Consider the following 11,614-nt stretch of genomic DNA (forward strand, 5'->3'; position numbering starts at 1 on the left):
GAGCAACTCCGGTCGCAGAGCGCTCTGGCCGTCACCGACACGACGTTCAGGGACGCGCACCAATCGCTCCTCGCGACGCGAGTACGCACCTATGACCTTCTCGCCGCCGCCCCCTATCTCGCCCGCATGACGCCTCAGCTCTTCTCCGTCGAGGCGTGGGGCGGGGCAACGTACGACGTCGCGCTTCGCTTTCTCGGGGAGTCGCCCTGGGACAGGCTCGCCGCGATCCGTGAAGCCGCACCGAACCTCTGCATTCAGATGCTTCTGCGAGGGCGCAACACCGTCGGCTACACGCCCTACCCGGACTCGGTGGCGCGGGCATTCGTGAAGGAAGCGGCCAGTACGGGAGTCGACATCTTCCGTGTGTTCGATGCGCTGAATGACGTGGAACGCATGCGTCCGGCCATCGACGCGGTTCTCCAGACCCATGCCGTGGTGGAAGGGACCCTCTGCTACACCGGCGACCTGTCGTCCCCGGACGAGAAGCTCTACACCCTCGACTACTACCTGCGTCTGGCGGAAGAACTCGTCGAGGCGGGCGTCCACATCCTGTGCATCAAGGACATGGCCGGTCTGCTCCGCGCGCCCGCCGCGCACACATTGGTCAAGGCGCTGCGTGAGCGGTTCGACCTCCCGGTCCATCTGCACACCCACGACACGGCGGGCGGGCAGATCGGCACCTACATCGCGGCCATCCAAGCTGGGGTCGACGCAGTAGACGGTGCCGCAGCGCCCCTCTCGGGGACCACGAGCCAGCCGCCGCTCCAGGCGATCGTGGCGGCGACCGATTTCACCGCCCACGCGACCGGCATCGACCTGGACGCGCTGACCTCCATGGAGCCGTACTGGGAAGCCGTCCGGAAGCTGTACGCGCCGTTCGAGATGGGTCTGCCGTCACCCACCGGACGGGTCTACCGGCACGAGATCCCCGGCGGGCAGTTGTCGAACCTTCGGCAGCAGGCCGTCGCGCTCGGCCTCGGTGACCGCTTCGAGGAGATCGAACGGCTGTACGCGGCGGCGGACGCGATCCTCGGACGGCTCGTGAAGGTCACCCCGTCCAGCAAGGTGGTCGGTGACCTGGCACTGCACCTGGTCGCGGCGGGCGCCGCCCCGGACGACTTCGCCGAGAACCCCGACCGCTACGACATCCCCGACAGCGTCATCGGCTTCCTGAACGGGGAACTGGGCGACCCGCCCGGCGGATGGCCCGAACCGTTCCGCACCAAGGCCCTCGCAGGACGCCAATACACGCCCGCCCGAGCCGAACTCACCAGCACGGAAGAGAAGGCCCTGGCCGGGGCAGAGGTACGTGACACGCTCGACCGTCTCCTCTTCCCCGGCCCAGCGAAGGACTACCGGGAGGCACGCGCCGCCTACGGCGACCTCTCGGTCCTGCCCACCGGCCCGTTCCTCTACGGCCTGCGCACAGGACACGAGGTCGCGTTCGACCTCGAACCGGGCGTGCGGGTGCTCGCCGCTCTGGAAGCGGTCGGCGACGTGGACGAGGCGGGCGTCCGGCAGGTGATCTGCACGGTGAACGGGCAGCTTCGCACCCTCTCCGTCCGGGACAAGTCCGTGGCGTCGGACGCGCCGCCGGTCGAACGCGCCGACCCGGACGAGCCCGGCCATGTCGCCGCGCCGTTCGACGGGTCGGTGACGCTCCGCGTGGCGAAGGGCGACGAGGTCGCGGCGGGCGACGTGGTCGCCACGATCGAGGCGATGAAGATGGAGGCCGCGATCACCGCGCCCGTGGCGGGCACCGTCGACCGGCTGGCCGTCAAGGGCGCCACGCCCGTCCAGGCGGGCGACCTGCTCCTGGTGATCGCCTGACCGTGCCGAAAGGGTCAGTTCGGGGAGGGCGTCCCGGCGTAGTCGGCGAGGGCCGGTTCGAGCAGGTCGAACGCGGTCCGCGCGGACGCGGTGAGCGCGGCGGCGATCTCGTCGTCGGTCTCGCCGTTCAGGGTGCGGCGGAGGGTCTCCTGGAACAGGACGCGGTGGACGCCGCCCAACTGCGCGGCCACGAGGCGGGGGAGCGGGTCGTCCGGGCCCGCCCCCGTCTCCGCGGCGAGGACGGCGGCCAGGGCGGCCTCGCGCTCCTCGTGGAACTCGCGGAGCCGCGCCACGAGCGCCGGGCTCTGCACGAGCATGCGCGCGAAGTCGCGGCCGGAGAAGCCGATCACCGGGTCGCGCCGGTCGACCGCCCGCTGGAACTCCCGGCGCAGCGCGGCGAGCGCGGGCTCGCCCGCCGGCCGCTCGGCGACGGTCGCGGCGAGCCGTTCGACGAACGCGTCGCGCAGGTCGAGGGCCAGGTCCTCTTTGCGGGGGAAGTAGTTGGTGACGGTCATCTTCGCCACCTGAGCCGCGGCGGCGACGTCGGCGATCGTCACCCGGTCGAAGCCGTGCCGCAGAAACAGGCGTGTCGCCTGGTTCGAGATGTTCTGCCGCGTCTGCTGCTTCTTCATCTCCCGGAGTCCCATCACCTCATTGTTCCATGGGCGACCTAAATTTGTAATAAGTATATTTCTAGGCTCGTTCAAAGTTTAGGTCGCGAGACTATCGGGTACCGAGACCGGGTGACCCGTTCCCGCCCGGCAGGACGAGCAAAGGACACCGCCCTGAACGCCAGCCACGCGCCCAGCGCGACCCCCCGTGCGACCGTGAACGTGAACCTGGTCGATCCGATGAAGGACTACCTCTCCCGCATCGGCCGCACCGCGCTCCTCACTGCCGAGCAGGAGGTCGACCTCGCCAAACGCATCGAGGCCGGTCTGTTCGCCCGCGAGCGCCTCGAAACCCTAGGCGACGACCTCAGCCTCCAGGACAAGGAGGACCTGGAGTGGATCGCCGCAGACGGAGCACGCGCGAAAGAGCACATGGTGGAGGCCAACCTCCGTCTCGTCGTATCGCTCGCCAAGCGCTACATGGGCCACGGTCTGCCGCTCAACGACCTCGTCCAGGAAGGCAACCTCGGGCTCATCCGCGCTGTGGAGAAGTTCGAGTACCGGCGCGGCCTCAAGTTCTCCACCTACGCCGTCTGGTGGATCAAGCAGGCGATCAGCCGCGCGCTGGCCGACCAGAGCCGCACGATCCGCATCCCCGTCCACGTCGTCGAGGTGCTGAACCGCATGACGCGCGTCCGGCGGCGGATGATGCAGGACCTCGGCCGCGAGCCGACCGCGCGGGAACTGGCCGTGGAACTCGACATCACGGCGGAGAAGGTCGAGTGGCTGCGCAGGCAGGCGCGCGAGCCGCTGTCCCTGCACACCCCGCTCGGGGAGGACGGCGACGGCGAGCTCGGCGACGTCATCGAGGACCCGGACGGCGGCGATCCCGCCGACGTCGTCGCGTCCTCGATGCTGCGCGGGCGGCTCGACGCCGTCCTGGAGACGCTGACCGAGCGGGAGGCGGGCGTGATCTCGCTCCGGTTCGGGCTGTCCGGCGGCGAGCCCAAAACCCTGGAAGAGGTCGGACGCGTATACGGGGTCACGCGGGAGCGGATCCGGCAGATCGAGTCGAAGGGGATGCACAAACTGCGCCACCCGTCACGGCGGGAAACCCTCGCCGACCTGCTCGGCTAGACCGGGCGGGTACAGCCGCCGCACGCCTGTGTGACACGGAACTCGTCCCGCGACGGGGTGACAGCGGGGACGATCTCCGAGGACACTTCTCGTGGACGCGGACGGCGGCTGAGAGACGGGAACGATGGCGAGGCGGTTCGGGCGGCGAGGGCGGGTCACGCGCGCCACGGTGGGTGTCGCCGTGGCGTTCTCGCTGATGCAGTCCCCTGCTTGGGCAGAGACATCTGGGGGCGCGTTCACCGCCCCTACAGCAGTCACCGCCCCTACTACTGCAGTGACGTCCGCACCCGCGGTGGTTCAGCCGCCGACCGGACCGTTCGACCCCGCGAAACTGCGCGCGACCCTCGACGCCACGCACGAGGCGGGGATGTACGGGCTGTTCTCCGCCGCGCAGGACGGGAGCACCGCGTGGGACGGCGCGTCCGGGGTCGCGGACGTCCGGACGGGACGTCCCGTCACCCCCGGCATGCGTCAGCGGATTGGCAGCATCACCAAGTCGTTCTTGGCGACCGCGATCCTCCAGCAGGTCGAGATAGGCCGAATCGACCTCGACGCACCGGTCGGACGGTACCTGCCGAACCTCATCCCGGAACGTCCTGGGAAACAGGTCACCGTGCGGATGCTTCTCAACCACACCAGCGGGATCGGTGACTACGTCCTCACTGCCTTCCCCTCGCTGAAGGCGCTGTCTTCTCAGAGCCTGGACGAGGATCGCTTCCGCTACGTCCGGCCGGAGCAGCTCATCCAGTGGGGTCTGCAAGCACCGCGCACAGGCGAGCCAGGGGAACGGTGGTCGTACTCCAACACGAACTACATCATCGCCGGACGGCTCCTGGAGAAGGTGACCGGGACGACCGCCGAGGAGTACGTCACCCGGCACGTCATCGCCAAGGCCGGGTTGAAGAAGACGTACTTCCCGTCCGGTCCGTGGATAGTCGGACCGCATCCGCGCATGTACGTGTCGCTCTACCAGCACCTCAAACCGCCCCGCGACTACAGCACGTTCAACATGAGCTGGGGATGGACGGCGGGCGCGCTGGTCTCCACCACGGACGACCTCAACCGCTTCTACCGCAAGCTCCTCACCGGAGGGCTCATCGGCAAGGCCGCCCTGGAGGAGATGCAGCGGACCGTCCCCGTGAAGGACGCGGACGGCAACGTCCTCATGAAATACGGTCTCGGCATCTACTCGCTCGACCTCCCCTGCGGGACGTTCTGGGGCCACGACGGCCTCGTCTTCGGGGCGGGCACCCAGTCCCTGTCGTCCGCGGGCGGGGAACGCCAGGTCACGGTCGCGTTCAACCTGACGATGTACCAGCAGCTCGACGCGAACGGGACGCCCGTTCCGCATCCGATCGACAGCGCGCTCGCGGCGCACGTCGTGGAGGCGCTGTGCGGCAGCCGTCCCGCGGCGCGGCCCGAGGAGCCGCAGCGGCCCGTCCAACTGCTGCCGCTGCACCTGGTGCGCGCCGGGCGCTGATCTTCGAGGCAGCGCCCTTTTCTGCGGGCTGACCTGCGAGTTCGAAGAACTGTCAGTGGCGGGTCCTAGCGTCTTCGACATGCCGAGCGCAACGAAGCGAATCGCGGCCCTCATCGACGAGCGCGACGCCGACGCGGTCGCCGCGGCCGTCCGCGACCTGGACGCGGCCGACCGCCGCGCGGTCGCCAGGGCGCTGCCCGGCCACCTCAGGGAGGTGCGGTCGCGGTACGAGCCCTGGGAGGACGTCCTCGACCACGCGCCCGCCTTCCGCGCGGCGGGCGCGGGCACGATGAGCGGCGCGTCCGCGGTCGCGGCCTGGCTCAACCGGCGCGAGTTCAGCACCCGCTGGTCCGGCGAGCACGGCGACACCGACCTCCTCCTCGGCCTCTGGGCCGACCGCGACGACGCCTGGCTCGCCGACCTCGCGCGGCGGCTCACGCTCCGGCTGCGCGGCCCGCGCCACGTCGGGCTCGACCTCGTCCTCGCGCTGCTGGCCGAGACCGGGATCGAGCCGCCCGAGCACGACCCGCTCGTCGTCGGCTGGGTGGCGTCCGCGCCGCCCCGCGCGAAGGACCCGCTGCTCCCGTTCCTGCTCCCGCGCGTCTTCGAGGCGGACGGCGTCGGCCGCGAACTGCGCGACCGCCCGTCCTGGCCGCGGACGCTGGCCACGCTCGCCGCCCGGGGCGAGGTCGACCGGCGCATGCTGCTGGACGGCTGTGTCCGCCGGTTCCTGCGCGGCGGGACGGCCCGCGACCTGCGCTTCTTCGTCCGCCTGCACGGCCTGCTCCTGCCGGACGACCCGGCCGCGCGGGAACGCGAGATCAGCGCCCACGCCCGCGACTACGCGCGGCTGCTCCCGTCCGCGCCGGGCACCGTCGCCGACCTCGCCCTCGGGCTGCTCAGGGAGGTACCCGCGCTGCCGTCCGAGCTGGTCGTCGAGGCGCTGGACGGCGTGCTGTTCCGGCCGGAGGCCGGGCTCGTCAGGTCGGGCCTGTCCTGGCTGGAGCGGACCGTCCAGCGGCGGCCGGGCCTCGCCGCGAGCTGCGCGCCCGCGCTCGCCCGCGCGTTCGGGCACGAGTCGTACGCGGTGCGGCAGCGGGCCGTCCGCATCGCGCTCCGGTTCCCGGACGGAGCCGACGGGCGGGCGTTCGCCGACGCGGTCCCGTTGCTCCCCGCCGACCTCGGCGCGCAGGTCGCCGCCCGGTTCAGCGGCGACGTCGCCGATCCCGACGGGGGCGCCGACGTCCCGCCGCCGCCCCCGTTCGTCCCGCCCCCGCCGCCCGAGCCGCTGCCCCCGCTTCCATCGCCGATCACCACCGTCGCGGAGCTGGCCGAGGCCGTCGAGGACTTCCGGTCCGACTGGGCCGAGGCCGAGCGGACGATGGCCGCGTTCGTCCGGCTGACCTGGGACGACGCGGAGGCCGTGAAGGCGGCGCTGAAGCCCGTCCTGCGGCACGTCTTCTATCCGGGGCTGGAGTCCGACCACCGCTGGCGCGGCCCCCACGAATGGATGATGGCGATCGGACGGGCGCTGACCGGCTCCGGTCCGCTGTCCGCGGGCTGGCGGCACCGGCTCCCGCCCGCCCACGTCGTCGGCGGCCCGAACCTGCTCTACCTGAGCCGGTACGCGGAGCTGTACGCCGCCGTCGAGGACGGGACGCCGCCCCCGGTGCTCCTCGCCACCCCCACCGAGCCGACCGGGCACCTCGACCCGCTGGCACTGGTGGAACGCCTGGAGCGGCTCCAGGCGGCGGGCGCCGACCCCGGCCCGGCCGATCTCCAGCAGGCCCTGCTGCGGCTGCCGCGCGAGATCGACCCGGACGCGGTGAAGCGGGCCGCCGCGCTGACATCGTCCGCCGGACGCGCCGTCGCGCGCCTCCTCGCGGACGGCGGGCTCCCCGTCCCGCAGGTATCGATGCGGCCGTTCGAGGGCGGCCGCCCCGAACCGGTGATCAGCGTGCCGCCGACCGGGCTGCCGCTGGTCGACGCCGTGTTCACCGCCCCGCCGAAGCACGGCGGCGACGGCCACGGCTGGTACCGGGCGACCTGGCCGCGGCTGCTGCCGTCCCATCCGGAGGTCGTCGCGGCGCACGTCCTGCCGCTCCTCGTGGAAGGCCGGTACGCCTTCGAGGTCGGGGCGCCGGTCGAGGAGGTGATCGGGCTCGTCCCCGGCGACGGGCCGTTCGCCGAGGCCGTCGGGCATTTCCTGGCGCGGCAGCTCACCGCGCGGCGGAGCGGGCGGGCCGACCTGGCGCTGCACACCATGGCCGCCCGCGGCGACCTGCCCGCCGCCGCGTTCGGCCGCCATATCGGACGGCTCGTCCTCGACGGCGACATCCGGCTCGCCCGGATCATCGACGCCCTCGAACGCGCGGTGGACGTCGGCGCCCACGCCGCCGTCTGGCGGACGATCGCCGCCGCCCTGCCCGTGCTCTGCCCGGCCCCAGGGCAGCGCCCGGTGCACGGCCTCGACCGGCTGATCGCCCTCGGCCTGCGCACCGCCCGCTGGTCGAACGCCCGCACCCGCATCCCCGAACTGGACGCCCTGGCCTCCCGCAAGGCCTCCACCAACGTGGCCCGCGAAGCCCGCGCCCTCTCCACCTACCTGGCCGGATAGGCGGTGAACCGATGCGGCGCCGCCGGACCGACACTGTGAATCGCGAAGCACGCCCTGGCCTCAGCACCCGGCCGGACGGGCGGCGTCTAGTGCAGGTCGGAGGGGTCGGTGTTGGCGCCGCAGAGGACGATCACGACCCGCTCGTCGGGGGACGGACGGTAGGCGCCGGAGCGGAGGGCGGCGACGGCGGTGGCGGTGCCGTGCTCCACGGCCAGCCGGTACTCCTCCCAGACGAAGCGGCGGGCCTCGACGATCGCCTCCTCCGTGACGAGGACGGGCCGCACCTCCGTCCGCGTCGCGACCGCGAAGGCGATCTCGCCGAGCCGAGTGGCGCCGAGGGAGTCGGCGGCGACGCCGGAGACGTCCACGTCGACCGGGCGTCCGGCGGCGAGGGCGCGTTCGAGCGTCGGGGCGCGCTCCGGCTCGACGCCGACGACGCGGGCGTGGCCGTCGAGGGCGGTGGCGACGCCCGCCATCAGGCCGCCGCCGCCGACCGCGAGGAGGACGGTGTCCACCTCGCCGCCGGTCTGCTCCAGGATCTCCACGCCGAGCGTGCCCTGGCCCGCGCAGACCTCGGGCAGGTCGTAGGCGTGGCAGAACAGGGCGCCGGTGTCGGCGGCGTGCTTGGTGGCGGCGTCCTGCGCCTCGGCGTACCGGGTGCCGACCTGGACCACGGACGCGCCGAGCGCGCGGAGCCGCGCGACCTTCACCGCGGGCGCGGTCTCCGGCACGAACACCTCGGCGGGGACGCCCGCCCGCGCCGCCGCGTACGCGAACGCGAGCCCGGCGTTGCCGCCGGACGCCGCGACGACGCCGGTCTCGGGGAGGCGTCCCTCGTCCCGCGCGGCCAGGACGTGGTTGAACGCGCCGCGCGCCTTGAACGACCCGGTGTGCTGGGTCAGCTCCAGCTTCAGCCACATCCGCTCGGCGGGCGCGAGCGGACCGGGATCGACCGCGATGACCGGGGTACGGCGGATCTCGCCCGCTACGCGGGCGGTCGCGGCGTCGACATCCGAATGAGCGATCACTGGGATTCCCTCCGGCCGGTATCAGTACCAAACCCACCTTGGCACATGACACCCCCTCCGAAGACACCCCTATTCACCTCCCTCACCAGGCCGGAACGCCGGGTCGACAGGGAAGGCCAGCGGCTCTGGGGCGGCGCCGTTGGTACGGGGCGCTGGGTTAGCGGGGGAGGTCGGCGACTTAGAGACGATGCCGGGGTCAGTGGGGAAGGGCGGCGGCTCGGCGGAGGAGGGCCTTGCGTTCGGGGGCGTTGCGGGTCAGGGCGGCGGCGCGCTCGAACTCCGCGCGGGCCTCGGCCGTGCGGTCCAGGCGGGCCAGAAGGTCGCCGCGGACGCTCGGCAGCAGGTGGTAGCCGCGCAGGGACGGCTCGTCCAGCAGCGCGTCCACGATCTCCAGTCCCTTTTCGGGGCCGTCCGCCATACCGACCGCCACCGCGCGGTTCAGCTCCACGACGGGGGACGGGGCGACGCTCGCGAGGATTCCGTACAAGGACGCGATCTGCGCCCAGTCGGTGTCCTCCGGCGCGAGGGCCTGGGCGTGGCAGGCGGCGATCGCGCCCTGCAGGACGTACGGGCCGGGCGGCTCGCCGATCTCCTTCGCGCGGAGCAGGGCGGCGAAGCCGCGGTGGATGAGCAGGCGGTCCCAGCGTCCGCGGTCTTGCTCCAACAGGGGGACCGGCTCGCCGTCCGGCCCGGTGCGGGCCCGCGTCCGCGACGCCTGGATCTCCATCAGCGCGACGAGCCCGTGCACCTCGGGCTCGCGCGGGGCCAGTTCGGCGAGGACGCGGCCGAGCCGCAGCGCCTCCCGGCACAGGTCGGCCCGCAGCCAGTCGTCCCCGGCGGTGGCCGTGTACCCCTCGTTGAAGATCAGGTAGATGACCTCCAGGACGGACGACAGCCGGGCCGCCCGGTCCGGGCCCTCGGGCACCTCGAACGGGACGCCCGCGTCGGACAGGGTCCGCTTCGCCCGGACGATCCGCTGCGCCACCGTCGCCTCGGACACGAGGAACGCCCGCGCGATCTCGTCCGTGGTCAGGCCGCCGAGCATGCGCAACGTCAGCGCGACCCGCGCCTGCGTGGACAGGACGGGATGGCACGCGGTGAAGACGAGGCGGAGCACGTCGTCCTCGATGTGCTCCTCGTCGGGGACGTCGATCTCCGGCGGGGCCTGGGTCTCCAGGTCGCGTCCGAGCTCGGCGAGCTTGCTCTCGAAGCGCTGGTGACGGCGGATCCGGTCGATGGCGCGGCGCTTGCCGACGGCCATGAGCCAGGCCCCCGGGTTGTCCGGGACGCCTGACTCCGGCCACTGTTCGAGCGCGGCGACCAGCGCGTCCTGGGCGAGTTCCTCGGCGAGCCCGATGTCGTTCACCATCCGGGCGAGTCCGGCGATGATGCGGGCGGCCTCCAGCCGCCACACAGCGTCGATGCTCGCGTGCACCCCGGATCCCCGGGCGGACACGCCGTCGGAAGTCGTCACGCCGCCGATGACAGCACCCGCACCACCCCCCACGCAACCTCAACACCACCCCCGCCGCCTGCACGAACCCACCACCACCCGCCGCACAACCCCAACGCCACCCACCCCCGAGCGCCACATGAGCCCGGCAGCGGACGCCCCGCAACCCCAATAGCACCCGCCGCGCGCCCCCAGCCGAGCGCTGTACGAGCCAGGTGGTGACCGCTGCACTACTCCGGTGGGGCCGCCGCGCGAGCCCGACGTCGCCCGCCGTGCGCCCCCGGCCGAGCGCTGCACGAGCCAGGTGGTGACCGCTGCACTACTCCGGTGGGGCCGCCGCGTGAGCCCGACGTCGCCCGCCCTGCGCCCCCGGCCGAGCGCTGTATGAGCCCGGTGGTGACCGCTGCGCTGTTCCGGTGGGGCCGTGGTGTGAGGCTGGGCGGGCGTTGTGCGAGCCCGGTGGTGACGCCGGGCAAACTCTGGTGGCGGCCGTCGTGTGAGGCTGGGCGGGTGTTGTGGGGGCGCGGTGGTTCTTTCCGGCGGTGCCCTGTCGTGTGAGCCCGGCGGCGGCGGGCGCTGTGCAGCTGTGGTGGGGGCCGTTGTGTGAGGCCGGGCGGGCGTTGTGTGGGCCCGGTGGTGAGTGCTGCGCTGCTCTGGTGGGGCCGTCGTGTGAGCCTGACGGCGGCCGTCGTGCGACCCCGGCCGAGCGCTGTGTGAGCCTGGCGGGGGACGCTGCGCAACTTCGGCGGTGCCCCGTCGTGTGAGCCTGGTGGGGGACGCTGTGTAGTTGCGGTGGGGCCGTCGTGTGAGGGCGGTGGGGGTGCGGGGTTCTTGTTGTTTTGAGGTTGGTGGGGGTGGGGGCGGCCCGCCGGGGCGGGGGTGGTTTTGGGCGGGCCGCCCGGGGGTTAGGAGGTGGGGAAAGGGTCTTCGGGGCCGAAGACCTGTTGGATGATGCCCTCGCCGTCGCCGACTATCGAGTAGAAGCGCTTGGAGAGTTCGATGGCCTCCTCGCGGCTGCGGACCTCGATCAGGGCGAAGCCGACGACGGCCTCCTTGGCCTCGGCGAACGGGCCGTCGGTGACGGTGATCTTGCCGCCGGAGGAGGTGATCCGGGTGCCGCCCGGCTCCAGGCCGCCGGTGGCGAGGAGCACGCCCGCCTTGGAGGTCTCCTCGATGAACTTGCCCATCTCCGCCATCATCGCCTCGTCCGGCGGGGCGGCGTCGGAGTTGTCGTCGGTGGTCATCAGCAAGAACCGCATGGCGGGCTCCTCTCTCGCGGGCCGGGTCCCTCCCGGGCCTTCACTGACGCGTCGAACGGGTCGGCCCCGGATCGACATGTCAGCCGAACTTCTTTCAGAATTTTCCCCGAGCCCGTATCGTTCCAGGTCACAGGCGATGCGCGGACGATCCCCGTGCAGAACCGCCGAGATGGCTACGAAGTAGGACAATCTTCCGGTG

7 protein-coding genes and 1 pseudogene are annotated in these 11,614 nt (G+C 72.4%); 4 read left to right on the plus strand and 4 right to left on the minus strand.

What is annotated here, in order from left to right:
* The coding region (locus ACH01S_RS31715) for a pyruvate carboxylase subunit B (RefSeq protein ID WP_157406338.1) at positions 1–1,830 on the plus strand (1,830 nt) is incomplete at its 5' end.
* A gap of 14 nt (positions 1,831–1,844) precedes the next feature.
* On the opposite strand, the gene ACH01S_RS31720 is transcribed toward ACH01S_RS31715, so the two are convergent.
* On the minus strand, positions 1,845–2,477 hold the full coding sequence (locus ACH01S_RS31720) for a TetR/AcrR family transcriptional regulator (RefSeq protein WP_067900142.1): 633 nt from the start codon (positions 2,475–2,477) through the stop codon (positions 1,845–1,847).
* Between the two features lie 198 nt (positions 2,478–2,675).
* Here ACH01S_RS31720 and ACH01S_RS31725 point away from each other — a divergent pair.
* From ACH01S_RS31725 to ACH01S_RS31735, 3 genes and pseudogenes are all read left to right on the plus strand, one after another.
* A pseudogene (locus ACH01S_RS31725) lies at positions 2,676–3,578 on the plus strand (RNA polymerase sigma factor); the annotation flags it as partial.
* Positions 3,579–3,852: 274 nt separating this feature from the next.
* Positions 3,853–5,058 carry a serine hydrolase domain-containing protein gene (locus ACH01S_RS31730; protein WP_246236593.1) on the plus strand — a complete coding sequence of 402 codons (1,206 nt, stop codon included), beginning with the start codon at positions 3,853–3,855 and terminating at the stop codon, positions 5,056–5,058.
* Positions 5,059–5,137: 79 nt separating this feature from the next.
* On the plus strand, positions 5,138–7,675 hold the full coding sequence (locus ACH01S_RS31735) for a DUF7824 domain-containing protein (protein ID WP_067900147.1): 2,538 nt from the start codon (positions 5,138–5,140) through the stop codon (positions 7,673–7,675).
* 86 nt (positions 7,676–7,761) lie between these two features.
* On the opposite strand, the gene ACH01S_RS31740 is transcribed toward ACH01S_RS31735, so the two are convergent.
* The 3 genes from ACH01S_RS31740 to ACH01S_RS31750 form a co-directional block, all read right to left on the minus strand.
* A complete protein-coding gene (locus ACH01S_RS31740) occupies positions 7,762–8,703 on the minus strand; it encodes a threonine/serine dehydratase (RefSeq protein ID WP_067900149.1) in 942 nt (313 codons plus the stop codon).
* Between the two features lie 196 nt (positions 8,704–8,899).
* A complete protein-coding gene (locus ACH01S_RS31745; protein ID WP_342786994.1) occupies positions 8,900–10,177 on the minus strand; it encodes an RNA polymerase sigma factor in 1,278 nt (425 codons plus the stop codon).
* Positions 10,178–11,061: 884 nt separating this feature from the next.
* Positions 11,062–11,415 carry a YciI family protein gene (locus ACH01S_RS31750; protein WP_067900152.1) on the minus strand — a complete coding sequence of 118 codons (354 nt, stop codon included), beginning with the start codon at positions 11,413–11,415 and terminating at the stop codon, positions 11,062–11,064.
* Positions 11,416–11,614 lie beyond the last annotated feature (199 nt).

Origin of the sequence: Actinomadura chibensis NBRC 106107 (assembly GCF_001552135.1) — a bacterium.
GTDB classification, from domain to species: Bacteria; Actinomycetota; Actinomycetes; order Streptosporangiales; family Streptosporangiaceae; genus Spirillospora; species Spirillospora chibensis.

Bases quoted from the DNA above. Each gene is read 5' to 3' on its own strand.
- ACH01S_RS31720 (WP_067900142.1), bottom strand. From the start codon at position 2,477: ATGGGACTCCGGGAGATGAAGAAGCAGCAGACGCGGCAGAACATCTCG.
- ACH01S_RS31735 (WP_067900147.1), top strand. From the start codon at position 5,138: ATGCCGAGCGCAACGAAGCGAATCGCGGCCCTCATCGACGAGCGCGAC.
- ACH01S_RS31750 (WP_067900152.1), bottom strand. From the start codon at position 11,415: ATGCGGTTCTTGCTGATGACCACCGACGACAACTCCGACGCCGCCCCG.